The organism is Gibbsiella greigii, assembly GCF_039540155.1.
In the GTDB taxonomy this organism is placed as follows: Bacteria; Pseudomonadota; Gammaproteobacteria; order Enterobacterales; family Enterobacteriaceae; genus Gibbsiella; species Gibbsiella quercinecans.
The window spans coordinates 243,863-267,987 of sequence record NZ_BAABEM010000008.1 but is presented as its reverse complement, the minus strand read 5'-3'; the positions used below and the strand labels follow the sequence as shown (position 1 = coordinate 267,987).

Sequence of the window (24,125 nt, the reverse complement as noted above, 5' to 3'; positions counted from 1 at the left end):
TAAAAATCATCTGCACAAAAAATAGGCGTGATTGCCCATAAACGGTGCATCTGAATACCTGGCGGGGGAGGGTAAAAGCGTGGGTTTCGCCGATCGGCTTTGTTATGCTGATAAAAATCACGGTTGCGCCAAGGAGATGCTGTGAAGCAACAATCGGTAAAGCCGGCGACGCGCCGTTCGCGCGCGGTAGCCGCCAAACGCAGTACCATAATGGATGCCGCACTGGAGTTTTTTTCCCTGTACGGTATTCATGGCACCAGTCTTGATCAGGTGGCGGAGCGGGCGGACGTCTCCAAAACCAACCTGCTGTACTATTTCCCGTCAAAAGAAGATCTGTACGTTGCCGTGCTCACAGGCATCCTTGATGTGTGGTTGGCGCCGTTGAAAGCGCTGCGCCCCGATCAAGAGCCGCTGCAGGCGATCCGTGAATATATCCGGCTGAAGCTGGAGGTTTCACGCCACCATCCGCAGGCATCGCGCTTGTTCTGCCTGGAAATGATCCAGGGGGCGCCGTTGCTTAAGGAACAGTTGAAGGGGGGATTGAAAACCCTGGTGGATGAGAAATCCGCCATGATTGAGCGTTGGGTTGCGCAGGGGCATCTGGCGCCGGTGGAGCCGCATCATCTGATTTTCATGCTGTGGGCCACCACGCAGCATTACGCGGATTTCTGGGTGCAGGTCGAGGCGGTGACCGGGAAGAGCTTGCAGGACGATGATTTTTTCCAGCAGACGGTTGAGAATGTGCAGCAGGTGATCATCAACGGCATCGTGCCGCGCCAGCAGGGGAAGTAACAGCCGCTCCCGCAGTGGATGAGATAAGAAAAAACCCGGGCAGCTGCCGGGTTTTTTTATGAAGCGCTGGGGATTAGGCCGCTTTTTTGTTGCGGACCAGCAGATAACCCACGCCCAGTATGACAAACCACAGCGGGGTAACCATCAGCGCCTGACGGGTATCATTCTGCAGCGACAGCAGGCACAACACGAATGCAAAGAACGCGAGACAAACCCAGCACATCAGTTTACCCGCCGGCATTTTATAGCGCGATTTCTGGTGCAGTAGTGGCCGTTTTTTACGATAAACCAGGTAAGAGCACAGGATAATGCTCCAAACGAACATAAACAGAATGGCCGATACTGTGGTGACCAGCGTAAACACCGTCACGACATTGGGGATCAGGTAAATCAGCACCACGCCGCCCAGCAGACAGATGCAGGAGAAGGTCAGACCGTTGGCCGGTACGGCGCGTTTAGACAGATTGGCGAAAGATTTTGGCGCATCGCCTTCCTGTGCCAGGCCGTACAGCATGCGGCTGGTGGAGAACACGCCGCTGTTGGCGGAAGAGGCCGCAGAGGTCAGTACCACGAAATTGATCACGCTGGCGGCGGCAGGCAGGCCGATTAAGACGAACAATTCGACAAACGGGCTCTTATCGGCAACGACGGAACTCCATGGCGTCACTGACATGATGATAATCAGCGAGAACACATAGAACATAATGATGCGTAGCGGGATCGAGTTAATCGCGCGTGGCAGTACGTTCTCGGGATCCTTGGTTTCAGCCGCCGTGGTACCGACTAACTCGATACCGACGAACGCAAACACTGCAATCTGGAAGCCGGCGAAGAAGCCGCTTATCCCTTTCGGGAACATGCCGCCATTATCCCACAGGTGTGAGAACGACGCGGTAGTGCCGGTAGGCGATTGAAAATGCATGGCGATCATCACCAGGCCAGCGACGATCAGGGCGATGATGGCCACGATTTTGATCATGGCAAACCAGAACTCCATCTCACCGAACATTTTCACCGTCGCCAGGTTAAGGCCAAGCAGCAACAGCACGCACAGCAGCGAAGCGAGCCATTGCGAAAGCTCCGGGAACCAGAACTGGGCATAGGCCGTGATAGCCACGACGTCGGCAATGCCGGTGACAACCCAGCAGAACCAGTAGGTCCAGCCGGTGAAGAAGCCGGCCCAGGGGCCGAGCAGGTCGGCGGCAAAATCGCTGAAGGATTTGTATTGCAGGTTGGAGAGTAAAATCTCGCCCATCGCCCGCATCACAAAGAACAGCATGAAGCCGATGATCATATATACGAAAATGATGGATGGCCCGGCAAGGCTGATGGTCTTGCCCGATCCCATAAACAACCCAGTCCCGATAGCGCCGCCGATAGCGATCAGTTGAATATGCCGGTTAGATAGGTTCCTTCGGAGATTATCTTCTGATGCGGTGGCTGCATCGGTGGTTATTTTAGATTGATCTACCATCTGATGATGTCCTGTATTACCTGTCATGAGTGAAATAATAAGCTCTAAAATGGCTCTTTTAGTACATTTAATCCGGTTATTCCGGCTTTAGTAAGGTAGTGCAATAACGCCATTCTTGTGTAACATTAATTTAACGATATGATTTTCGTCACATTGATTAATGATTACACGGTTGTGGCCAATTGGAGGTCTTGGGGCCGGAAGATTACTCCTCGCCATAGCAAATGAACAGCCTTTGTGATCAGTATCTCGTTGATTAAATTAGCGGTTAAAAAACTCGCATGAGAAAAACTAATGAATAAAAGTATTTGACACCGGCCGTCCAGAAGCGAATAATCCACGCCAACGGGTCGTTAGCTCAGTTGGTAGAGCAGTTGACTCTTAATCAATTGGTCATAGGTTCGAGCCCTATACGACCCACCATTTTGAAACAAGCACTTAGGTGCTGTTCCTCGTGTGGCCCCGTTCTTGGCACGCCGCAGGTGGGTAAATCGGCAGCGGTTCTGCCGGTTTTGCCGACAGGCTTAATCAATAGGTTAAGCAAAAAAGAGGCATCTTTGATGCCTCTTTTTTTATGCCCAGCGGGTGGGGCGGGCGGCGGGTTTTGCCATGGCTGCGGTTGCGTTTGCCCTAGTATGTCTCAAGTCATTAATGTGGCTGATTGCTGAATTTTCGGTCTTTACTGCGCCAGTGTGACGCCTGGTTGCCAACGGGATAACCCCATCTGGCGCTCAATTTCTCCCCCGGTTTTCTGCGGCGTTTTAATTGCACTGCAGTTTAATCCCGATCACAAAAAGTGGCACAAAGCGGTTCACGCCGCCAGCCTGCGGCAGTAATCTATACCCATCGCTGTTGTGATAGAAGGGATTGATTATGTACAAGACCATTTTAGTGCCGGTTGATATTGAAGAGGACTTTTTGACCGAGCATACTCTAAAGCATGTGGAGTATCTGGCTAAGCTGTCGAATGCAAAGGTGCATTTCTGTCACGTGCTGCCGGATGCCTCGGCGTTTGTTACCGCGTATTCTTTTGGCATCAAGGAGTTTGAAAACCAAGCGGAGGTGAGAGCCGCGGACAAATTGAAAAAGATCATGTCGGAAATTGATCTGCCGTTGGAGCGTTTGTCTTATACCATCAGCTTTGGCTCACCACGCGATGAGGTGATTGAGTTGGCAGAAGAAATCGAGGCCGATCTGATCGTGATTGGCTCACGCCGGCCAAATGTAAAAACCTATCTGCTGGGCTCTAATGCTGCGGCCATAGTGCGCCATGCCAAAACTTCGGTAATGGTCATCCGTTAATCCCCTGGCCCGCAAAGCGGCGCGGGCCTATTACTTTTTTCGCCGAGCTTTCCGTTCTGCCCCCACGGCTTTCCCCAACCGGCATAGACCGTTTACAAAGCTCGTCAGACAGTTTTCAACCATATTATTAACCCTTTCATTTGTGAAGTGTCGGTTAAGAATTTTCGCATAAAAATAATATAATAGCTTAATAAACATTGGGAATTTATATGCGTCTATTTTTCTCACAATAAATAAACGGTCTGAAGTGCGGGTTTAATTAAATTCGATCTCACTATCATTATGTTGCCGCTCACTCTTGATGTAGTAAGCAATAATCGTTATTGCCATGCTTTCTGTAGGGAAAATATACAGTTTGTCTTTTTTCACAACAGTAGATGAGGCGCCTACGCAATCTAGGCGAGCGTGAGAATGCTGCTTAACGATAATAAAATTGTTGATAATAGATTGCAATTATCTTGTAATTTTTCTAAATTACAAGTTCGGATAATTCTCATGTTAATTTCTGTTTTTTGCATGGAGCTTGGATTGAAAAGAAAACTTGGTGTTGCAGACAATGATTGTAATGCAACATTATCGTTGCACCCGAATCATAATGAAATAAAGAGTCTCTCTGAGGTAGGCGGGGCCCTAGGGTACGGCCGCACCCGGTTTTACCAGTGGTGTAGAGGGCGTGGCCTGCTGACGCGGATGAATACCCCAACGCAGGAAATGACCTGTGCCGGCTATATGATAGTGACGCAGTCGGAATCCGGTTACCCCCGCGTTTATGTAACAAAAATGGGGTTGGATTATGTTGGCGGTATGTTCCGTGATGATTTGGAAAAAGGGATGGTGAAATTGAATAAATAGTGAAAATCATTATTGTATGTAATACCTAACGTTGGTTTTCTCCTACCCTTTAGGGTGATCGTCGTCATTTCTTCTTGCTATTTACGATAGAGATATCAGTTGGTATGCCAACGGGTGTTTTCCGTGCCTGAGTTTTGGCCGGGATGAACCGTTAAAAAACCATTGATCTTATCTGGCTATTCCTCAGGGCCACGTGTAATGACAAAATCGTAAACGGCGAGTGGACAATAACATGCCGCTGAAATAAGGCATGTTATCGGTGCTGTCGCAGGACCGCTATTAATGATAAACAATCGTGATTATCTCATCATGCTAATGATCGACGATACAAATTCAACTTGATCTATGGCGAGAATATCTTATGTGGTGCGTGTGTCGGTTGTGCTAAGCCGCCCGGCCAGGGCGGATGTGATTAACGCCCCTGCCATAGGCCCCAGGCGGTTATCAGCAACCAGGCAGCCACGACCCAACATCCCACTGCGGCACCCAGTGCCAGTGGCAAACGCATACTGGTAATGAAAAAGTACAACGAGATTAAGTAGACCAGATAAGGCAGCACTGCCCAGATGCCGAACACGATGGTGGTTCGCAGTGCTTCAACAGAGCGTTCGCTGCCAACAATGTAGTGCGCAATCAATGCAAACGTGGGGAAGAGTGGCACCAGGCCGGCAATGTAGTAATTGCGGGTTTTGGACAGCAGCCCAATCAGAACGACAACCAGCGCGCCAATCAGCGCTTTGATAACAATACCCATAATGACTCGCAGCTAAATAAAAAATACACTGCCTGAAACGTCGTGAGAGATCAATCTATTAGAAGATAGCTAAAATAATTCGAATTACAGGACAATAGTGCAGCAGTATTTTGAACAGCGCTGGCGCAGGCCCCTTTGAGCCGAGTAACCAACCCAACTGGAAGTATGAGCGAAGGGAATTAAAACAGGCCTGCGCGTTGGCAGGCCGGGAAGGGGGCTACTGGCGGTAGGCGTGTTTGATTTGCAGCACGCTGTTTTTGAAGACTTCCGCTTGGGCAGGATCTTCAAGCTGCGTGATGAAGCGCTCCAGGTTGACAATAACTTTCCCCGCATCGGCCTGGCCAATCGACTTCAGGATTAAAGTCAGCGTGGCTTTCAGGCAGGCTACTTCGGCTGCCAGGGCTTCTGGATCGGCTGATGTTGTGAAATCAACGTTACTCATACTTTCTCCTGATTTTTCCTTCAACTGTGGGGCACTGATGTTCGGCTATGCCATGTGCCACCGTGCCCGGTTTGGCGTGAAGTATAGCATAGCAGGTTGGTGGGAACAGGGGCGCCGCGCCGCCGGCAACATGCCGCCGCAAGTAATTACCTATAATTAGGTGGTCGTTGCTTTTTTGAAAAATGATTGTTGCCGGAAATTTTGCGGTTATTACGCAAGGGAACTAATGGTTTATGATGAAAATTATTCTTTTGCCGGATATTAAATATTATTTAGCCCGCCGGTGATTTCATGCGCCATTGCCGAGCAGGGAAATAATAGTGCGGCGGCGAACGCAACGTTCCCGAGGGTTACCTGAGAAAATCATTTGCTTACCAAATTTCTTGTATGGTGTTAATATCAAAAAGTTATACTCGCTATGATTGTCAAGCGTAGTTTTAAACGGTGAGTGGATGCGCTACGGGTATCGATAAGCGCATTGTGTTAATTGATATGGCGATTTTTTGCCCGTCGCATACCGTTAGCTAACTTGATAGGGCCAAAAAATTAAAAATTAGGCCTGTTTCGCAAAAGTTTACTGAGAGTACGTATTCATCTGTATTCATTCCTTGATAAAAAACAAGTAATATTGGTTAATAAGCAGAGGTTGATTGCGTTACTCCCTTTTTTTTGGAGAATTTCCTTGATTAGCGTTCTTCTTGTTGATGACCACGAACTGGTGCGCGCAGGGATACGACGCATTCTTGACGATATCAAAGGCATAAAGGTTGTCGGCGAAGCTCAATGCGGCGAAGACGCCGTAAAATGGTGCCGGGCAAATACCGCAGATATCATCCTGATGGATATGAATATGCCTGGCATCGGTGGGCTGGAAGCCACCCGCAAAATTGTGCGTTATTCGCCTGATACCAAGGTCATTATGTTGACTATTCACACTGAGAATCCTTTGCCGGCCAAGGTGATGCAGGCAGGTGCTGCTGGTTACCTAAGCAAAGGCGCTGCGCCACAGGAAGTGGTCAATGCCATTCGTATGGTGCATACGGGGCAGCGTTATATTGCCTCCGACATCGCTCAACAGATGGCGTTAAGCCAGCTTGAGCCGCAAACGGAAACCCCGTTCAACTGCCTGTCTGACCGTGAATTGCAGATCATGCTGATGATCACCAAAGGGAAAAAGGTGAACGAGATTTCGGAACAGTTGAACCTCAGCCCGAAGACGGTCAACAGCTATCGCTATCGTATGTTTAGCAAGCTGAACATCAGTGGCGATGTCGAACTGACCCATTTGGCGATCCGTCACGGCTTGTTCAACGCGGAGACGTTGTTAAGCAGTGACTGAACGTTTTGATGCCAAAGCATTCCTAAAAACCGTCACCAGCCAGCCTGGCGTCTATCGCATGTATGACGCCAGCGCTGAGGTTATCTACGTCGGTAAAGCCAAAGACCTGAAAAAACGTCTTTCCAGCTACTTCCGCGCCCAGGTTGGCAGCCGGAAAACCGAGACGCTGGTCAAAAACATTGCGCAGATAGACGTTACGGTTACGCACAGCGAAACAGAAGCGCTGTTGCTGGAACATAACTACATCAAGCTGTACCAGCCACGCTACAACGTGCTGTTGCGCGATGATAAATCGTATCCCCTGATCTTCCTGAGTGCTGATACGCATCCGCGGTTGGCTATCCATCGTGGTGCTAAACACGAAAAGGGCGAATATTTCGGGCCGTTTCCCAATTCCTATGCCGTGCGCGAGACGCTGGCGCTGTTGCAAAAGCTGTTCCCGGTGCGCCAATGTGAAAACAGCGTTTACCGCAACCGCTCCCGTCCCTGCCTGCAGTACCAGATTGGCCGTTGCCTGGGCCCCTGTGTCGCCGGGCTGGTCAGCGAAGAGGATTACCGCCAGCAGGTGGAATATGTGCGCCTGTTCCTTTCCGGCAAAGATCAACAGGTGTTGCACCAGTTGATCGCACGGATGGAAGCGGCCAGCAAAGCGCTCCACTTTGAGGAGGCGGCGCGTATTCGCGATCAAATTCAGGCGGTGCGCAGCGTGACCGAGCGGCAGTTTGTTTCTGGTTCCGGGGACGATCTGGACGTGATTGGCGTGGCATTCGAAGCAGGGATGGCGTGCCTGCACGTGCTGTTTATCCGCCAGGGCAAAGTGCTGGGCAGCCGTAGCTATTTCCCGAAGGTGCCGGGTGATACCGATCTGGGCGAAGTGGTGCAGACCTTTGTCGGCCAGTTTTACCTGCAAGGCAGCCAGATGCGCACATTGCCGGCGGAGATCCTGCTGGATTTCAGTTTGGCGGAAAAAGATCTGTTGGCGCATTCGCTTTCTGATATTGCGGGCCGCAAGATCCAGATCCAGAGCAAGCCGCGTGGCGATCGCGCCCGCTACCTGAAGCTGGCGCGTACCAATGCGGCAACGGCGCTGACGACCAAACTTTCCCAACAATCAACGATCCATCAACGCTTGGCGGAATTGGCCAGGGTGTTGAAGCTGCCGGAAATCAACCGTATGGAGTGTTTCGATATCAGCCATACCATGGGGGAGCAAACGGTGGCTTCCTGCGTCGTGTTCGACGGCAATGGCCCATTGCGTTCGGAATACCGCCGTTACAATATCAGCGATATTACGCCGGGCGATGACTACGCGGCGATGGCGCAAGTGTTGAAACGGCGCTACGGCAAGGCGTTGGAAGAGAAGAAAATCCCCGACGTCATTTTTATCGACGGCGGCAAAGGCCAACTGGGGATGGCGAAAGACGTGTTCGCTGCGCTCAATGTGCCCTGGGATAAAACCAAACCGCTGCTGATTGGCATTGCCAAGGGCAGCGATCGTCGTGCGGGGTTGGAAACGCTGTTTTTCGAACCGGAAGGCGAGGGGTTTTCTTTACCGCCGGACTCTCTGGCGCTGCATGTGATTCAGCATATTCGCGATGATTCGCATAATCATGCAATCACCGGGCACCGCCAGCGCCGGGCAAAGGTCAGGAACACCAGCGCGCTGGAACAGATCGAAGGCGTTGGGCCAAAACGGCGGCAGGTACTGTTGAAGTATATGGGCGGACTTCAACCTTTATTGAATGCCAGCATTGAGGAAATTGCAAAAGTGCCGGGTATTTCACATGCATTGGCAGAAAAGATACACAATGCATTGAAACACTGAGGGTAATGTAGCAACATACTCTTAATTTCCACTCCAGCCAGATAGTTACCGTAGCATATGCAATTAAATATACCGACTTGGCTTACCCTGTTTCGCGTAGTGCTGATCCCGTTTTTTGTTCTGGCTTTTTACCTGCCGTTCAAATGGGCTTCCATGGTGTGCGCGATTATTTTTGTGTTTGCTGCCGTAACCGATTGGTTTGATGGGTTTCTCGCGCGCCGTTGGAAACAAACAACCCGCTTTGGCGCCTTTCTTGATCCGGTTGCCGATAAGGTGATGGTGGCTATCGCGCTGGTGCTGGTGGCGGAACACTACCACACCTGGTGGATCACGCTGCCGGCCGCCACAATGATCGCCCGTGAAATTATCATTTCTTCGCTGCGTGAATGGATGGCGGAAATTGGCAAGCGCAGCAGCGTTGCGGTTTCATGGATCGGCAAGGTGAAAACCACCGCCCAGATGATGTCGCTGGTCGGCTTGCTCTGGCGGCCGGATCGCACCGTGGAATATGTGGCGTTTATCCTGCTGTATATCGCCGCCGTGCTGACGTTCTGGTCAATGTTCCAATACCTGAATGCGGCACGCAAAGATCTGCTGGAACCCTGATCAAAACGCTGTAAAAATCGGCAAACGGCTGCGGCGGCGCAATAATTCTATTGACTCAATGCATCAGGTAAGTAGAATGCACCGCATCAGGCAGCTGCGGTGGTTTGCAAAAAGTTAGCAACGAATCAAAGCGTTATGATAATGCGGGAATAGCTCAGTTGGTAGAGCGCAACCTTGCCAAGGTTGAGGTCGCGAGTTCGAGCCTCGTTTCCCGCTCCAATTTATGGTTTGTAGATTTTCTGCAGACTGCAAAAAAGGACCTTCGGGTCCTTTTTTCGTTTCATCGAACTCCACAGCGATCCCCCCAACATCCGAAACTTTTCCACTTACCTGTTAAGAAGGCAGAGGCAAGCCTAGCCGGTTAGATATTGGGGTACCAGCCAGACAGGCGACGGGAAGGCGACGCGGAGAGGCTACCACCACGGGCAATGCGAATGCATTTTCATGGCTTCGCTTAGTGTCCGGCTAAGGCGTAGATATTCACCGACGAGTCGGGCTGCTCACTCGGCGAAAAAACAATCCCTCGTTATTGCTCTGCGTGCCTTGTTGCGTTTCTGATGGGAAAAAGTAAAGGCAATATGCACAGAACCAGCAGCGCTACCAAAACTAAAGTTTGCTTTACGCCGATAAGGTCGCCTGCCATGCCATAAATCAGCGGCATCAGGGCGCCGCATCCCAATGATGCCGTATAGAAAATGGCAAACGATCGGGTTTGCTGTTGAGGTTTAGAGAGCTCGGCGACGGTGCCATAAAGGACGGAGGATGTCCCGTTTAATGCTATGCCTAACGGAATCAATAGGAGATATATGGCCTGTAAGGGGGCGAAAGCCATCCCTAATATGATGACGGAAGTGATGATCTCGCTGGCGGCTACCGTTTTTAGAATGCCGAGCCTGGTGGCCAGTATGCCGCAAACCAGTTTGCCGAATGCACCGCCAATGAATATAACCGTCAATGAAAAGCCAATTTGAGTGGCTGACGCACCTTTGATGGCCATTAAAAACGGGAGAAAAGTCAGCGTGCCGGTACGGGTTGCGTTATCGATGCTGCCAATCACGCACAGCGAGGTGAAAGCGCGTTTTCGAAGTGAATCAGGAAGTATCGACGCAAGCGTATTATGCAGTCCCTGATGCGTCTCTTCGTTGATCATCTTAGCATTCGATTGCTGCATGTTTGCGGGCTTCCTGCGATCACCGGGTAGTAAAATATACAAACTAATGGTGATGAGGAGGCCGAGTATGGCAATTAATTGCAGTGCGGTTCCCCAAGAGATAATGAGTAGACTAGCAGAGAGAATGCTCGGGATGATCCCTTTGCCAACATCACCAAAGAAGTTGTATGTGCTTAGCGCAATGCGGGCGCGTTTAGTGGAATAGTATTGTGTAATAAAGCTAGATGACAGTGGATGCTGCACACTGGCTCCCAGACCTCCGATTACGATCAGTATCATCAGCTGTAAATGCGTTTCTGAAACACCGTACAGAAGCAAAGCGACCGTTAACAGTAACGAGCCGCCAATTAAGATTTTTCGCTCGCCATATTTTCTGCCTAATTCCCCTGCAGGAATTTGAAAAGCCGACATTGCGCCGGAGAACAGCATCTTAAGTAACCCGATTTGAGCCAGGGATAGTCCGAACTGCTGCTGCCAGAGGGCAAAAAGAACATAGTGCATGTCGGTGGCACCGTCATGGAAAAGGTGTGCCAGACCGGTTGCTCCCAGGATCTTACGGCTCTCCGGTTTTTCGGGTGTTACCGAATTCGATTTATGAATGGAACTGGCGTTCGGGCTCATTAGTCTGCCCCCACGGCGTTAGCTTGTTCATGATGAGCGTGCCGATGCGATCTTGGACAGCGAAGGTGGGCACATCCAAGCGTTTCTTTGGCGTTTTTCTGGCGGCTATGGAACATGGTGCAGATGCCCTGTTTTTTATTAAAAAGACCTTTGAGGGATGTGCGGTGTGGGGTGGCCGTTACCCCATTCAGAACAAGGAATGGGCTCATTGGGTAATCCTCATGGCGTGGGGTGTTGTGAAAGATGCAATTTATAGATTGTCATTAAATTGAAATATTACAAATGCATTACTATTCGTTTTTTATACTAATTTTACATAAATAATATTGATTAATGAATATGGATGTAATTTGATTGTTATTATTTTTATCGGTAACCATTTATTTTTAATAATTTGAAATTAATGCTTGTTGGGCGGCGATGATTTTTTAGTGTTGCGGGTTTGCCTTTTTATATGATTAATATATCTTAAGTAAATTAGATGTCAGATCCATGCTGAGAGCGACTTCTTGACGTTGCTTGCGGCAAGGTTTACGGCTAAGCCGAGCGATGTCGCGCCAGGTAGCAATACCCGCAGCGGGTGCAATGATGCCGGCGGTGTTAGATAAATTCTCTAGAGGCAAATGGCCACAGGCATGAGCGAGGCCTTCGCACGGTGGTATAGGAAACCGGCCACCCCGGTTCTGAACCATCGGCTGTCACGTTTAACCAAGCCGCCCACAAAACCTGCACGAATTATTGCTATCGCTATGGTTTTGTTGTTTTTCTAGCTGCGGAGCTGCACCGTCATCCCCGCGGTTTTTTCCTTCTGCCGCCGTTCTCTTCGCGGCTGCCTTCATTCATCGGCTTTTAATGGAATTTCCTTATTTTAAAAGGGGCTAACTGTGTTCCTGCGACAACTTCACTACCTGCTTGCATTGGCGGAACATCAACATTTTGCGCAGGCCGCAGAGAGTTGTTGGGTTTCGCAACCGTCTTTATCCGTGGCTATCCGCCAGTTGGAGCGTGAGTTGGGTATTACTATCATTAAGCGCGATCGCCGTTTTCAAGGCTTTACGCCGGAGGGTGAGCGGGTGCTGGCCTGGGCCAGGCAGACCTTGTCCTCGTTGGATGGGCTAAAACAAGAAGCGGCTCTGGCGCAGGCCGTCGCCGGGGGGCATCTGGTCATTGGGGTGGTGCCCTCAGCCATGCACGCGGTTTCCATGCTGATCAGGGAATATCGGCGCGCCATTCCGCGGTTGAGCCTTAAAGTTTTTTCCCTCAGTACCCGGGAAATTCTTAACCGGCTGAAAAAGCAGGATTTGCATTTGGGCATAGCATATGCCGAACGGCACCCGGAAGCGATCTATGAAACCCTACCGTTGTATGCCGAGCGCTTCGTGCTGTTGTCTAATGGTGAAGTGGCACCGCCGGCCGGAGCTGCTTTCAACTGGGCCGAAGTCGGGGTGTTGCCGTTGTGCCTGTTTAATCACGAAATGCAAAACCGCCGGGTTATCGAACAGGCTTTTCAGCAGGCCGGGGTGGTTCCCCAGGTCGTGGTCGAAACCAACGCGCTTAGCGTGCTGTATGAAATGGTGAGCAGCGGCCAGGCCTGCAGTATTGCGCCGATCAGCGCGATCCCCGACTACTTGATTACTAATGGCATCGTTGCTCACCCGATAGCATCTCCGCCGTTGCCGCAGATGAGCCTGCTGCGCCTGCGTAAGGAAAGCCAGCCGGCGGTATTGGACCGGGTTTGGGGGATGACCAGCCAACTCGATTTGCCGTGCAAAATCGATCAGGCGATTGCCGGCATGCGCAGATAGGTACGGGCTATCTGCTGATATTTTCAAACAATTGGACGGGGTAATAGCCAACGCCCAGACTGGGCTGCGTTACAAGGCATATGGCTGGGAACTACAGCTATGTAACCATCCTAAAAGGCTAAATGGAGATAACGATGTCCAAGATTTTGTGCGTATTGTATCCCGATCCTGTTACCGGCTTTCCGCCGGTTTATGCCCGCGACAGCATCCCGGATATCCGTTGCTATCCGAATGGACAGACGGCGCCGACGCCGGCCGGTGAATTGGGCTTTACTCCCGGCGAGCTGGTCGGCAGCGTATCTGGGGAACTGGGATTACGTCGCTATCTGGAAAGTCAGGGCCATGAGCTGATTGTGACCAGTGACAAAGAAGGCGCGGATTCGGTATTTGAACGCCATTTGCCGGATGCCGATGTGGTGATCTCCCAGCCGTTTTGGCCGGCTTACTTGACCGCTGAACGCATTGCCAAAGCGAAGAAGCTCAAACTGGCGCTAACCGCCGGCATCGGTTCCGACCATGTTGATCTCAAAGCCGCCGCCGAACGCGGTATCACAGTGGCCGAGGTGACGTTCTCCAACTCCATCAGCGTGGCGGAACATGTGGTGATGACGGTATTGGCTCTGGTGCGCAACTATCTGCCGGCGCATCAAATCGCCAGCAACGGCGGTTGGAACATTGCGGACTGCGTGGCGCGCAGCTATGACGTGGAAGGGATGCATTTCGGCACGCTGGGAGCCGGGCGCATCGGGCTGGCGGTGCTGCGCCGTTTAAAACCCTTCGATATGCCACTGCATTATTACGATCCCCACCGTTTGTCGGCGGAGTGTGAGAACGAACTGGGTTTAATCTACCACGATACGCCAGAGTCGCTGGTCGGCGTCTGCGATGTGGTCAACCTGCAGACGCCGCTGTACCCGGCAACTCAGGGGTTCGTCAATGCGGCCTTCCTGGCGAAGTTCAAACGTGGCGCCTACCTGATCAATACCGCTCGCGGCGCGCTGTGTGAGCGCGATGCGATCGTCCATGCACTGGAAAACGGGCAGTTGGCGGGCTATGGCGGCGACGTGTGGTTTCCCCAACCGGCGCCGATCGACCATCCATGGCGGCGCATGCCGCACCAGGGCATGACGCCGCACATTTCCGGCACGTCACTGTCGGGGCAGGCGCGCTATGCCGCCGGGACGCTGGAAATCCTGCAGAACTTCCTGGAAGGCAAGCCGATTCGCCAAGAATATCTGATTGTCGATGGCGGCAATTTGGCGGGCGCCGGTGCCAACGCCTATCAATTGGCCTAACGGCAGCGCTGAACGGCGGCCAGCGGCCGCCGTTATTATTTGCGCGGCTCGTAAAGCCAGCAATTCCCTTGGGCTTTCCGTCATGTCTATGTTTATCAGGCGAATAAAGCGTATACTTGTCCCGTCGTTTACTCTAATGGAAAGGAGACCCCCATGATATTCGCTACTCAGAAAGATGATGATGAAAGCAAAGACACCGAACAAAACGAACAAAACGCGCCCTCCGCGCTGATTCAGCAAAAAATGCTGGATTCACGTTCCATCATTATTTCCGGTGAAATCAATCAGGCATTGACCGAGCGGGTGGTATCCAAGCTCCTGCTGTTGCAGGGGATCAGCAATGCGCCAATCAAAATCTACATTAACAGCCAGGGGGGGCACGTTGAGGCCGCCGATACCATCCACGACATGATCAAGTTCATCAAGCCGGAAGTGCATATTATCGGCACCGGCTGGGTCGCCAGCGCCGGGATCACCATTTTTCTGGCGGTGCCCAAAGAGCGCCGCTACTCACTGCCTAACACGCGCTTTATGATCCATCAGCCGCTTGGTGGCGTGCGCGGCCAGGCCAGCGATATTGAAATCGAAGCGAAAGAGATCGTGCGCATGCTGGACAGGGTGAACAGATTAATTGCCGATGCCACCGGGCAACCGGTAGAGAAGGTAAAAAAAGATACCGATCGCAACTATTGGATGAACCCGCAGGAAGCGATTGATTACGGCATCGTCGGGCGCATGGTCACCCGCTATGACGAATTAAATCTGGCCTAGGCTGTATTCCGGCAACGTGGGGCGCAAGCCCTGCGTTGTTCAAATGCATTATCCCGCGCTTTTCACCGCCTTGCCCGGTAATCGGCATTGCGCTGCTGTTCAGGATTATTTTGCCGCCCTTAAAGGGAGCTACGCAAAATAATCCTCTACCTGCACAAGCATGCAAATCCCCAATAAACTCACGCCATGTTAGCTTAACCCATACATTTTGACCTTCTGTTTACCGTGCCGGTAACCGAATAAAGGTAGTTAAAATAATGGGCAGCTATTTTTTCTCCAGTCCGCGGATTTATTTTGGCGAAGACGCTATTTCTTCATTAAGTGGTTTGAAGAATAAACGCGTTGGTATTGTTACCGATGATTTTATGGCGAAATCCGGCAAGACAGACTATTTGATGAGCTTCATGCCCGGCGCCGAGGTCACTATTTTCAGCGCAGTTAAGCCCGATCCCGACATTGATATTCTCAAGGCCGGTGCGGCGTTATTCGAACCCTTCAAACCGGATACCATCGTGGCCTTGGGCGGCGGCTCATCGCTGGATGCCGCCAAGGGGATTAAGGTGACGCTGGAAGAGTGCTATCGCGGTCAGCCGATTGAATTAATCGCCATCCCAACCACCAGCGGTTCGGGATCGGAAGTGACGGCCTACGCGGTCATTTCCGATCTGCAAAATGGCCGGAAACATCCCTTGATCGCCGAACAACTGGTGCCGGACTGCGCGATTCTCGATCCGCACCTGGTGCTGACGGTGCCGCGCCAGGTGGCGGTGGATACCGGTATGGATGTGTTGACGCACGCGATTGAAGCGCTGGTTTCCCGCGGGGCGAACGATTTTAGCGATGCGCTGGCGGAAAAAGCCATTGCGCTGACCTGGGCGTATTTGCCCAAGGTATTTAACGACGAAACCGATATTCAGGCGCGCACGCATATGCACAATGCCTCCTGCATGGCGGGGATGGCATTCAATTGCGCCGGTTTAGGCCTGGTGCACGGCATGGCGCATGCGATCGGCGGTATGTTGCATATCCCCCATGGGAAAATTAATGCCATGTTATTGCCGCTGCTGATTGAATTTAATAGCGAAGCGGAAACGGAAATAACCATCGAACGCTATGCCCGCTGCGCCCAACTTATTGGAATAACGGATACTCCGCCGCGCCAACGCATTACATCATTGGCGGAAAGCATCCGTGGATTAAATCAGCAGTTTGGCATTCCCACGACGTTACGCGAGCTGGGCACGGATCTCGCGCTGTTCGCGCGTTTACGCCAGGCGTTGATTGATGCCGCACTGGCGGATGGCTGCACGGCATCCAACCCGCGCATACCGTCGGCGCAAGATATTGATAGGTTGCTCACCCGGATTGCCGGGTAGCCAGGCAAGGGCGGTCTGTTTGCCCTCAAAGGGTAAAAAAGGCCGGTTGAAAGATAAAACACCATCGCGTTGCTGAATAGCCAGAAAAGGCAGCGGGCGACAGTGCCACTATCCCATTTATTCATCAGGTCGATAATTTTATGCAAGATAGCCAACAGCAAGCCGAATGGATCACCCGGCAGATATTGGAAGAGCTGGCAACCGGGGAACGCCCGGCGCAGGTGCCGCATATGGGCGGTGTCCCGGTATTGGACATTCCGATCGGCATTTCAAACCGCCACGTTCACTTGTGCCGGCAGGATATGGATGTGTTATTCGGCTACGGCTCCTCGCTGACGCGGTTAAAAGCGGTGAAACAACCCGGCCAGTTTGCCGCCGAACAGACGGTGACACTGCGGGGCCCCAAGGGGGACATCGCCAATGTGCGGGTGCTGGGCCCGCTTCGCAGCGCAACACAGATTGAAATCTCGGTCGCCGACGGTTTCGCCCTGGGGGTGAAGGCGCCGGTCAGAATGTCTGGCGATATTGACGGCTCGCCGGGGATCGAAATCATCGGCCCATTGGGGCGCGTCATCAAACCCAACGGCATGATTGTCGCCTGGCGCCATATTCATATTTCACCACAGGAAGCGGAAAAATACGGCTTGCGCGATGGGATGGAGATCGCTGTGCAGGCCGAAGGGCAACGTGGCGGCATCTTGCGCCATGTTGTGGTGCGCGTCAGCGCCGATGCGGTGCTGGAACTGCATATCGATGTGGAAGAAGCCAACGGCTTCGGGCTGCGTAATGGCGATCGGGTGCGCCAGGTTCGGATCGCCTAAGCCGCCGTTGCCGCGAGGTATGGCCCGATATATATGTATTAATACGAGAGGGATTATGGACAGCCAGGCATTATCCCAACTGCTGGATACCATCATCGCTGAACTGGTGGCGCAAAAAAGGCCTGCCGCGCCGGCCGGGGATAAAGACGTGCGGGTGTTGATCACCGGTGACGATATGTCTGCCTTGCCCGCCACCCTGGATTGCCTGGCTGCGCTGGCGAGCCGTGGGTATCCGCTGCGGGTGTATTTTTCCCACAGTGCCGGCCGTTCGCCGTTGAAAACCCAGTATATACAGGCGATCGCGCGTCAGTGCCCCGGCGCGGTCTGCCATGCGCTGCCGCCAGGCGATATGCAGGATACCCCTTATGGCAGCCTTTTTTTGCCGGCCTTGTCTGACAACAGCATGAGCAAAATTGCGTTGGGTATCTGCGATAACATCGCCGGCGAATGGGTGTTCGATGCGCTACGCCGGCAAAAACAGGTGATTGTCACATTGAATAACGAATGTTTGGCCACGCCCGGGGGGGCCGGCATGGCCGCACCGTGGCTGGCCAGATTGGCATCCTATGCGCAGGTGCTGGCGAGCTATGGCATCGTTATTTCAGGGCGCAAACCCGCCGGCCCACGCCCTACCGCCGGGCAGCCCGGTGCGCACCGGCCACTGCGGGGGAAAAAAACGCTGATTACCCTGCGTGATATTCGGCTGCATCCCACCGGGGAACCGCTTGCCGCCGACAGTAATACGCTGATTACCCCTGCCGCACTGGATGAAATCAGGCGGCGGAATATCCCCGTTACGCAACGCTGATAAAGGAGAGAACATGTACCTGGCAAAAGTGACCGGTGCGCTGGTTTCTACCACCAAGCATGCCTCACTCAACGGTTCGAAACTGCTCATCGTCGCCCGCCTTGATGAACATTTTTTGCCCACCGGCAATGTGCAGGTGGCGGTGGATATTGTTGGCGCAGGTAACGGCGAAATCGTCATCGTCTCCACCGGCAGCTCGGCGCGCTTTAGCAACGGGCGGGAGCATTCGGTGATTGATGCAGCCGTGGTCGGCATTGTGGATTCCCTTGAGTTGAATGGGAAATAACGCAGCTTATCGTCATGAGGAAACGCTTATGTCAGCGCCAGATCCTGCCCGGTATTCACCGATTGAACGCTGGGTTGATGCCGCCATTGCCCGGCAAATGCCGGAACCGGGGGCTGCGTTCAGCCTGCAGGATGCGGCGCATCTAGCCCTGTTCGCCCAACAAGAGGCCGATGCCTGCGGTGTGCCCATCGTGTTTAGCCTGGTGGATAGCAGCGGGCGCCAGCGCTATTTCTTCAGCATGGATCACGCGCTGTTGGTCAGCCACACCCTGGCCTTTCAAAAAGCCTATAGCGCGGTCGCGTTGAAAATGCCGACCCATGAGCTTGCCGCATTGGTGCAGCCCGGCGCCGTGCTCTATGGCTTGCCGCATCTGGCCGATATTTGCTGCATTGGCGGTGGGCTTCCTTTGTGGGCGCAAGGGCGCCTAATCGGCGGCATCGGCATCAGCGGCGGCACGGTTGAACAGGATTTGACGATTGCCCGTAACGTACTGCGGCACTTTAGCACCGCCTATTTTTCACTTATCGCTTAGGCCGCGCATCGCCATCGCGCTCATCGGCTGCAGGCCGGCTAAATTCGTGGGTTTCTTTTCATTTTTCTTAGGGGGCAGTATGTCCTTAACGTCGTTGGTGTTGGTGATTAACTGCGGTTCTTCCTCCATTAAGTTTTCGCTGATCCCGCTGGGGGAAGACGTGCCGGTTTTATCCGGCATTGCGGAAAGGCTGGGGCTGGATAATGCCGTGATGACATTTAAGGATCGCGCCGGGAATAAAACGGCCGTGGTATTGGCGGCGGCCAATCACCGTGCGGCACTAAAAGCGTTATTTGATAAATTAGCGCAGCAACGTCTACTACCGGCTATCCACGCCATTGGTCACCGTGTCGCCCACGGCGGCAACGGTTTTAAACATTCGGTGTTGCTGAATGCCGGAGTGATTGAGAAGATCAGGGCGCTTTCGGTATTGGCGCCGCTGCATAACCCCGCCAACCTGCTGGGGATCGAGGCCGCTATCGCACTGTTCCCGGCGTTGCCGCAGGTGGCGGTTTTCGACACTGCGTTCCATCAGACATTGCCGCCGGAAGCCTATACCTATGCCATCCCATTGGAATATCAACAGCGCTATCAGGTACGGCGCTACGGTTTTCACGGCACCTCGCATCGCTATATCGCCGGCGTTGCCGCCGCCACCTTTAATTTGGATCCGAACGATCATGGCATTCTCATTGCCCACTTGGGGAATGGCTCGTCGGTGTGCGCGGTAAAAGATGGTAAAAGCGTGGATACCTCAATGGGGATGACGCCGCTGGAAGGGCTAGTGATGGGAACCCGCAGCGGCGATCTGGACTTTGGCGCTGCCGCCTACATTGCCAAGTGCACCCGGCAATCGATGGAATCGTTGTACCACATGGTCAATACGCAGTCTGGCCTGTATGGGATTTCCGGCATTTCCAGCGACTGCCGTACGCTGCAGGAAGCACGCAGCCAGGGCAACCCACGTGCCGCGTTGGCGATTGATGTGATGGTGCATCGCCTGGCCAGGCACATCGGTGCGCACCTTACCTCGCTCAAGCAGCTCAACGCGTTGGTGTTCACCGGCGGCATTGGCGAAAATTCGGCGTTGATTCGCGCGCTGACCGTCAGAAAGCTAGCCGTGCTGGGGTTGCGGCTTGATGCGGAAAAAAATGAACAAACCTGCGGCGGGCGCAGCGGGGTGATTTCTCCTCCGGGCACACCGATTGTCGCGGTCATTCCTACCAATGAAGAAAAAATGATTGCCCATGATGCAGCGGCGCTGTCCCAGACCGTTTTGTTAAAAGCCTGAATATATATCGCTATACTCGTCATAGTTAAAGTTGCAGGTGTGTTGGCTTTTCTGCCGCTCGAATTATTTAGAGTATAAAATTTAATAAGAAATGCGAGGGAGATAACAAAAATAACCGCTAAATTCACCGTGTTGAACAATTTATTTAGGTGTCTAATAACGCGTTATTATTGCCGGCCACGTTTTTAACTACAGGTGGATTTTGTTGTCCGGTTTACGGGCGATATAACAAGAAAGTCCCGCTGGCGGGCAAAACATTTCCGTTAAATAGCCATAACATTAACTTGTATGAATATATTACGCACATCGGCGATGCGTTATTGCTTTGTGCACCTTTACTCTCTATCGGAATTATCGAGGTCGTTATGCAACAAGAAGCATTAGGAATGGTTGAAACAAAAGGTTTGGTCTCCGCAATTGAAGCCGCTGACACCATGGTGAAATCCGCCAATGTGACCTTGGTTGGCTATGAAAAAATCGGTTCCGGCCTGGTAACGGTAATGGTGCGCGGTGATGTGGGCGCGGTGAAGGCGGCCACTGACGCGGGTTCTGCGGCGGCGGGGAAAGTGGGCGAACTGGTCTCCGTACACGTTATTCCGCGCCCGCATATCGAAGTGGAAAAAATTCTGCCAAAAGCCGTCGGTTAATGACTACAGAGGATACTGACCATGAGAGATAATCTTGTTGAGCAGATTATATCTGAAGTGATGACAAAACAGACCGACGCGCCTACCAAAGGTTCGACCGCAGCTTCGTTCATGGGCTGCGGCCTGACTGAATTTGTCGGTACCGCAATCGGCCATACCATTGGTTTGGTCATTGCGAACGTCGATCATCAACTGCATGAAATTATGAATATCGACAAGAAATATCGCTCTATCGGTATTCTTGGTGCTCGCACCGGCGCCGGGCCGCATATTTTTGCCGCCGATGAAGCGATTAAAGCGACCAACAGTGAAATCTTGGTCATCGAACTGGCCCGCGATACGGAAGGGGGCGGTGGGCATGGTTGTTTGATTATCTTCGGGGCGGAAGATGTTTCCGACGTTCGGCGCGCCATTGAAGTTGCGCTGTCCGAAATTGAACGCACGATGGGCGACGTTTACGGTTCGCCCGCCGGTCACCTTGAGTTTCAATACACCGCCCGCGCCAGCTACGCGTTGAATAAAGCCTTTGGCGCGCCGGTCGGTAAGTCTTTCGGCATGACCTGCGCCTCCCCGGCGGCGATTGGCGTGGTGATTGCGGATACGGCGGCAAAATCCGCGGTGATAGAGCCGATTGGCTACGCCAGCCCAGCTAAAGGCACCAGTTTCAGCAACGAAGTGATTTTTACCTTTGCCGGGGATTCCGGCGCCGTTCGCCAAGCGGTGATTGCGGCCCGCGACGTTGGGATGCAGCTCCTGGGCACGTTAGATCCGGCAGAAATCAAATCCACCACAACGCCCTATATCTGAAACCCTCGGATGGCGAAGCGTGCGTGCAGTGTGGGTAAGGAATCGAAAAGATGAATGATATTGAAATAGCTCAAGCGGTATCGAATGTGCTGAGCAAATACACGAAAGCGGCGCCCGTCGCTGCCGTGGCGCCAACCGCGGCACCGGCGAGCTCCCAGCCGGCGGCGTTGGCCGGCCTGGATGATATCGTGGCCCAGGCGCTGGCGCAGCAGGTGCGGCCGGCGCCTGCTGCGGGCAACGGGGTGTTCGCCAGCATGGATCAGGCTATTGCCGCAGCGGTTGCCGCGCAGGTCCAGTATCGTTACTGCTCAATGCAGGATCGCACTGTGTTTATCAACGGCATTCGCAGCGTTTTTCTTCAGGATGAGGTGCTGCAAACCATCTCTCGCATGGCGGTGGAAGAAACCGGCATGGGGAATTACCAGGATAAGCTGATCAAAAACCGCATGGCTGCGTTGAAGACGCCCGGGCTGGAGGATTTGGCCACCAGCGCCTGCAGCGGGGACAGCGGGTTAACCCTGGTGGAATATTCCGCCTATGGCGTGATTGGGTCGATCACCCCGACGACCAACCCGACGGAAACCATCATCAATAACAGTATCGGTATGCTGGCGGCGGGAAATACCGTGATATTCAGCCCCCATCCGCGTTCAAGAAAAGTGTCTTTATATGCGGTGGAACTGATCAACGACAAACTGGCGCAACTGGGCGCGCCGGCCAATTTGGTCGTCACGGTGGCGCAGCCTTCGATTGACAACACCAATGCGCTGATTAGCGATCCACGCATCAATATGCTGGTGGCGACCGGCGGCCCGGCGATCGTAAAAACGGTGATGTCGTCGGGCAAAAAAGCTATCGGCGCCGGCGCCGGCAATCCACCGGTGGTGGTGGATGAAACGGCCGATATTGAAAAAGCCGCCCGGGACATCATCAAGGGCTGCAGCTTTGATAACAACCTGCCGTGCGTAGCGGAAAAAGAAGTGATTGTCGTAAACCAGGTCGCCGATTACCTGATCCATTGCATGAAAAAGAGCGGCGGTTATTTGTTGTGCGATAAAGCGCTGATTCAGCAACTGCAACGCCTGGTGATGAATGAAAAGGGCAATGGGCCGAATACCGCGTTTGTCGGGAAAGATGCCGGCTATCTACTCCAGCAGATCGGCATCGCCGCGCCGCCGGAGGTTAAGGTGATTGTCATCGAAACCGAGAAAACGCATCCCTTCGTGGTGCATGAACTCATGATGCCGGTGCTACCGGTGGTGCGCGTGGAGAACGTGGATGAGGCGATCGAACTGGCGGTGCAGGTTGAGCACGGCAATCGCCATACCGCCATTATGCACTCTACCAACGTCGACAAACTGACCAAAATGGCGCGGCAGATCCAAACCACCATTTTCGTCAAGAATGGCCCTTCGTATGCGGGGCTGGGGGTAGGGGGCGAAGGGCATACCACGTTTACCATTGCTGGCCCCACCGGCGAAGGGCTAACGTCGGCGCGCAATTTTGCCAGAAAACGGCACTGCATCATGGTTGAAGCGCTGAATATTCGCTAACGCTCGGCGGGGGCATGCCAGATGAAAAAACGCATCATTAATGCGCCGGCGCCGGAAGTGTTGGCCATGTTAAAACGCCGGATGCCGGGGGAATTTCGTTCGCGGCTTGATTTGATTCGAATTGATGCGATTGGCCTGATTATGTTGCCGGTGCCTGACCTGTATTTCTATGCCGATATGGCCAGTAAAAGCGCGCACGTTGTGGTGTCGGAGATCTTCGGCAGTTGCCCGCAGCATGTGACCACCCTGGCTATTTTCGGCGAAGTCGCCGCCGTCAATGAAGCCATGCGAACCATTGAGGATGATGATAACCACTTCTGAGAATCTCATGATGAAAAGAATCTTATTGCTCGCAGGTGACTTTTCTGAGGACTACGAAGTCATGGTGCCGTGGCAGGCATTAAGCATATTGGGTTTCAGAGTGGATGTGGTGTGCCCGGGGAAAAGAGTCGGGGAGTTTATTAAAACCGCCGTGCATGATTTTGAAGGCGACCAGACTTACAGCGAAAAACCCGGCCACTTATTCCGGCTAACGGCCTCTTTTGATGAAATAAAATTACAAGATTACTGTGGGGTTTATATTTCGGGCGGGCGCTCGTCGGAATATCTTCGGCTGAATAAATCCGTCTTGAATATCGTCCACTATGCAATGAACTTCTCATTACCTTTAGCCGTAATATGCCACGGGCCGCAAATATTAGCCGCTGCCGGCGTGCTGCAAGGAAAAACCTTAACGGGATTTTTCACAGTAAAGCCTGAAATAGAGTTGGCGGGTGGCATCTGGATGAATGCGGCTGATGATGAAGCGGTTATTGACGGTAATTTAATTACCGCAACCACCTGGATGGGGCACCCGGCAATACTGCGCCAGTTTATTACTATGCTTGGCGTGAACATTATCCATAAGCACCCTGCACTGCCGCAAGGTTAACAAAATTAATTTTCGGGAGTTATT

At 52.7% G+C, this 24,125-nt stretch carries 25 protein-coding genes and 2 tRNA genes; 23 read left to right on the top strand and 4 right to left on the bottom strand.

Features of this window, described 5'->3' with window-relative positions:
* The first annotated feature begins 141 nt into the window (after positions 1 to 141).
* A complete protein-coding gene (gene rutR, locus AC559G_RS09590) occupies positions 142 to 792 on the top strand; it encodes an HTH-type transcriptional regulator RutR (protein WP_438596676.1) in 651 nt (216 codons plus the stop codon).
* Between the two features lie 73 nt (positions 793 to 865).
* Here the strand turns inward: rutR and cycA are convergent, their stop codons facing one another.
* Positions 866 to 2,266, bottom strand: a complete 1,401-nt coding sequence (gene cycA / locus AC559G_RS09585; RefSeq protein ID WP_438596677.1) for a D-serine/D-alanine/glycine transporter — start codon at positions 2,264 to 2,266, stop codon at positions 866 to 868.
* Between the two features lie 347 nt (positions 2,267 to 2,613).
* On the opposite strand from cycA, the gene AC559G_RS09580 reads away from it, so the two are divergent.
* The 3 genes from AC559G_RS09580 to AC559G_RS09570 all read left to right on the top strand — a co-directional run bounded on the left by AC559G_RS09580 (position 2,614) and on the right by AC559G_RS09570 (position 4,420).
* Positions 2,614 to 2,689: transfer RNA gene (locus tag AC559G_RS09580), tRNA-Lys, on the top strand.
* 450 nt (positions 2,690 to 3,139) lie between these two features.
* A complete protein-coding gene (locus tag AC559G_RS09575) occupies positions 3,140 to 3,568 on the top strand; it encodes an adenine nucleotide alpha hydrolase family protein (RefSeq protein WP_498912380.1) in 429 nt (142 codons plus the stop codon).
* A 411-nt stretch (positions 3,569 to 3,979) separates the two neighbouring features.
* Positions 3,980 to 4,420 (top strand): hypothetical protein, encoded by a 441-nt coding sequence (locus tag AC559G_RS09570; protein WP_498912379.1) that lies wholly within the window; start codon positions 3,980 to 3,982, stop codon positions 4,418 to 4,420.
* A gap of 412 nt (positions 4,421 to 4,832) precedes the next feature.
* On the opposite strand, the gene AC559G_RS09565 is transcribed toward AC559G_RS09570, so the two are convergent.
* A complete protein-coding gene (locus AC559G_RS09565) occupies positions 4,833 to 5,174 on the bottom strand; it encodes a GlpM family protein (protein ID WP_095848118.1) in 342 nt (113 codons plus the stop codon).
* 217 nt (positions 5,175 to 5,391) lie between these two features.
* A complete protein-coding gene (locus AC559G_RS09560; RefSeq protein ID WP_498912378.1) occupies positions 5,392 to 5,616 on the bottom strand; it encodes a DUF2594 family protein in 225 nt (74 codons plus the stop codon).
* A 682-nt stretch (positions 5,617 to 6,298) separates the two neighbouring features.
* On the opposite strand from AC559G_RS09560, the gene uvrY reads away from it, so the two are divergent.
* From uvrY to AC559G_RS09540, 4 genes are all read left to right on the top strand, one after another.
* Complete coding sequence (gene uvrY, locus AC559G_RS09555) at positions 6,299 to 6,955, top strand: response regulator transcription factor UvrY (protein WP_498912377.1); 657 nt, start codon at positions 6,299 to 6,301, stop codon at positions 6,953 to 6,955.
* Entirely contained in the window at positions 6,948 to 8,780 is a 1,833-nt protein-coding gene (uvrC, locus tag AC559G_RS09550) for an excinuclease ABC subunit UvrC (protein ID WP_498912376.1), read from the top strand. Before uvrY ends, uvrC begins: the two co-directional genes overlap by 8 nt.
* A gap of 57 nt (positions 8,781 to 8,837) precedes the next feature.
* A complete protein-coding gene (pgsA, locus tag AC559G_RS09545; protein ID WP_438596685.1) occupies positions 8,838 to 9,386 on the top strand; it encodes a CDP-diacylglycerol--glycerol-3-phosphate 3-phosphatidyltransferase in 549 nt (182 codons plus the stop codon).
* 143 nt (positions 9,387 to 9,529) lie between these two features.
* Positions 9,530 to 9,605: transfer RNA gene (locus AC559G_RS09540), tRNA-Gly, on the top strand.
* A gap of 307 nt (positions 9,606 to 9,912) precedes the next feature.
* Here AC559G_RS09540 and AC559G_RS09535 read toward each other — a convergent pair.
* Positions 9,913 to 11,178 (bottom strand): MFS transporter, encoded by a 1,266-nt coding sequence (locus tag AC559G_RS09535; protein WP_498912375.1) that lies wholly within the window; start codon positions 11,176 to 11,178, stop codon positions 9,913 to 9,915.
* A gap of 29 nt (positions 11,179 to 11,207) precedes the next feature.
* Between AC559G_RS09535 and AC559G_RS09530 the strand changes: the two genes are divergently transcribed.
* The 15 genes from AC559G_RS09530 to AC559G_RS09460 all read left to right on the top strand — a co-directional run bounded on the left by AC559G_RS09530 (position 11,208) and on the right by AC559G_RS09460 (position 24,101).
* Positions 11,208 to 11,450, top strand: coding sequence for a hypothetical protein (locus AC559G_RS09530; protein ID WP_498912374.1), 243 nt, complete (start codon positions 11,208 to 11,210; stop codon positions 11,448 to 11,450).
* 612 nt (positions 11,451 to 12,062) lie between these two features.
* On the top strand, positions 12,063 to 12,983 hold the full coding sequence (locus tag AC559G_RS09525) for a LysR family transcriptional regulator (RefSeq protein ID WP_498912373.1): 921 nt from the start codon (positions 12,063 to 12,065) through the stop codon (positions 12,981 to 12,983).
* Between the two features lie 134 nt (positions 12,984 to 13,117).
* On the top strand, positions 13,118 to 14,278 hold the full coding sequence (locus tag AC559G_RS09520; protein WP_498912372.1) for an NAD-dependent formate dehydrogenase: 1,161 nt from the start codon (positions 13,118 to 13,120) through the stop codon (positions 14,276 to 14,278).
* A 153-nt stretch (positions 14,279 to 14,431) separates the two neighbouring features.
* Positions 14,432 to 15,049: an ATP-dependent Clp protease proteolytic subunit gene (locus tag AC559G_RS09515; protein WP_438599321.1), complete on the top strand. Its 618-nt coding sequence runs from the start codon at positions 14,432 to 14,434 to the stop codon at positions 15,047 to 15,049.
* Between the two features lie 257 nt (positions 15,050 to 15,306).
* Complete coding sequence (locus tag AC559G_RS09510) at positions 15,307 to 16,425, top strand: 1-propanol dehydrogenase PduQ (protein WP_498912371.1); 1,119 nt, start codon at positions 15,307 to 15,309, stop codon at positions 16,423 to 16,425.
* 140 nt (positions 16,426 to 16,565) lie between these two features.
* Positions 16,566 to 17,246 (top strand): phosphate propanoyltransferase, encoded by a 681-nt coding sequence (pduL, locus tag AC559G_RS09505; protein WP_498912370.1) that lies wholly within the window; start codon positions 16,566 to 16,568, stop codon positions 17,244 to 17,246.
* A 55-nt stretch (positions 17,247 to 17,301) separates the two neighbouring features.
* Positions 17,302 to 18,054, top strand: a complete 753-nt coding sequence (locus tag AC559G_RS09500; protein ID WP_498912369.1) for a hypothetical protein — start codon at positions 17,302 to 17,304, stop codon at positions 18,052 to 18,054.
* A 13-nt stretch (positions 18,055 to 18,067) separates the two neighbouring features.
* Positions 18,068 to 18,340, top strand: a complete 273-nt coding sequence (locus AC559G_RS09495; RefSeq protein WP_438599324.1) for a EutN/CcmL family microcompartment protein — start codon at positions 18,068 to 18,070, stop codon at positions 18,338 to 18,340.
* Between the two features lie 28 nt (positions 18,341 to 18,368).
* Positions 18,369 to 18,872 (top strand): GlcG/HbpS family heme-binding protein, encoded by a 504-nt coding sequence (locus AC559G_RS09490; protein WP_498912368.1) that lies wholly within the window; start codon positions 18,369 to 18,371, stop codon positions 18,870 to 18,872.
* A 79-nt stretch (positions 18,873 to 18,951) separates the two neighbouring features.
* The gene (gene tdcD / locus AC559G_RS09485) at positions 18,952 to 20,163 is read left to right on the top strand and encodes a propionate kinase (protein WP_498912367.1); all 1,212 of its coding nucleotides are present in this window, start codon (positions 18,952 to 18,954) and stop codon (positions 20,161 to 20,163) included.
* Between the two features lie 365 nt (positions 20,164 to 20,528).
* Entirely contained in the window at positions 20,529 to 20,810 is a 282-nt protein-coding gene (gene grpH, locus AC559G_RS09480; protein ID WP_002438304.1) for a propanediol utilization system shell hexameric protein GrpH, read from the top strand.
* A 21-nt stretch (positions 20,811 to 20,831) separates the two neighbouring features.
* Positions 20,832 to 21,617, top strand: a complete 786-nt coding sequence (gene pduB / locus AC559G_RS09475) for a propanediol utilization microcompartment protein PduB (RefSeq protein ID WP_438599327.1) — start codon at positions 20,832 to 20,834, stop codon at positions 21,615 to 21,617.
* 50 nt (positions 21,618 to 21,667) lie between these two features.
* Positions 21,668 to 23,170, top strand: a complete 1,503-nt coding sequence (locus AC559G_RS09470; RefSeq protein ID WP_498912366.1) for an aldehyde dehydrogenase family protein — start codon at positions 21,668 to 21,670, stop codon at positions 23,168 to 23,170.
* Positions 23,171 to 23,191: 21 nt separating this feature from the next.
* Positions 23,192 to 23,491 carry a BMC domain-containing protein gene (locus AC559G_RS09465; RefSeq protein ID WP_438599329.1) on the top strand — a complete coding sequence of 100 codons (300 nt, stop codon included), beginning with the start codon at positions 23,192 to 23,194 and terminating at the stop codon, positions 23,489 to 23,491.
* Positions 23,492 to 23,501: 10 nt separating this feature from the next.
* On the top strand, positions 23,502 to 24,101 hold the full coding sequence (locus tag AC559G_RS09460) for a DJ-1/PfpI family protein (protein WP_498912428.1): 600 nt from the start codon (positions 23,502 to 23,504) through the stop codon (positions 24,099 to 24,101).
* The last annotated feature ends 24 nt before the right edge of the window (positions 24,102 to 24,125 follow it).

Coding starts and splice junctions, on each gene's coding strand:
- AC559G_RS09500 (WP_498912369.1), top strand. CDS start 17,302: ATGGACAGCCAGGCATTATCCCAACTGCTGGATACCATCATCGCTGAA.
- AC559G_RS09510 (WP_498912371.1), top strand. CDS start 15,307: ATGGGCAGCTATTTTTTCTCCAGTCCGCGGATTTATTTTGGCGAAGAC.
- AC559G_RS09520 (WP_498912372.1), top strand. CDS start 13,118: ATGTCCAAGATTTTGTGCGTATTGTATCCCGATCCTGTTACCGGCTTT.
- AC559G_RS09570 (WP_498912379.1), top strand. CDS start 3,980: ATGCTGCTTAACGATAATAAAATTGTTGATAATAGATTGCAATTATCT.
- AC559G_RS09495 (WP_438599324.1), top strand. CDS start 18,068: ATGTACCTGGCAAAAGTGACCGGTGCGCTGGTTTCTACCACCAAGCAT.
- AC559G_RS09535 (WP_498912375.1), bottom strand. CDS start 11,178: ATGAGCCCGAACGCCAGTTCCATTCATAAATCGAATTCGGTAACACCC.
- pduL (WP_498912370.1), top strand. CDS start 16,566: ATGCAAGATAGCCAACAGCAAGCCGAATGGATCACCCGGCAGATATTG.
- cycA (WP_438596677.1), bottom strand. CDS start 2,266: ATGGTAGATCAATCTAAAATAACCACCGATGCAGCCACCGCATCAGAA.
- AC559G_RS09560 (WP_498912378.1), bottom strand. CDS start 5,616: ATGAGTAACGTTGATTTCACAACATCAGCCGATCCAGAAGCCCTGGCA.
- AC559G_RS09465 (WP_438599329.1), top strand. CDS start 23,192: ATGAAAAAACGCATCATTAATGCGCCGGCGCCGGAAGTGTTGGCCATG.
- grpH (WP_002438304.1), top strand. CDS start 20,529: ATGCAACAAGAAGCATTAGGAATGGTTGAAACAAAAGGTTTGGTCTCC.
- AC559G_RS09515 (WP_438599321.1), top strand. CDS start 14,432: ATGATATTCGCTACTCAGAAAGATGATGATGAAAGCAAAGACACCGAA.
- pgsA (WP_438596685.1), top strand. CDS start 8,838: ATGCAATTAAATATACCGACTTGGCTTACCCTGTTTCGCGTAGTGCTG.
- AC559G_RS09490 (WP_498912368.1), top strand. CDS start 18,369: ATGTCAGCGCCAGATCCTGCCCGGTATTCACCGATTGAACGCTGGGTT.
- AC559G_RS09470 (WP_498912366.1), top strand. CDS start 21,668: ATGAATGATATTGAAATAGCTCAAGCGGTATCGAATGTGCTGAGCAAA.
- AC559G_RS09530 (WP_498912374.1), top strand. CDS start 11,208: ATGATGAGCGTGCCGATGCGATCTTGGACAGCGAAGGTGGGCACATCC.
- pduB (WP_438599327.1), top strand. CDS start 20,832: ATGAGAGATAATCTTGTTGAGCAGATTATATCTGAAGTGATGACAAAA.
- AC559G_RS09565 (WP_095848118.1), bottom strand. CDS start 5,174: ATGGGTATTGTTATCAAAGCGCTGATTGGCGCGCTGGTTGTCGTTCTG.
- AC559G_RS09575 (WP_498912380.1), top strand. CDS start 3,140: ATGTACAAGACCATTTTAGTGCCGGTTGATATTGAAGAGGACTTTTTG.
- tdcD (WP_498912367.1), top strand. CDS start 18,952: ATGTCCTTAACGTCGTTGGTGTTGGTGATTAACTGCGGTTCTTCCTCC.
- AC559G_RS09460 (WP_498912428.1), top strand. CDS start 23,502: ATGAAAAGAATCTTATTGCTCGCAGGTGACTTTTCTGAGGACTACGAA.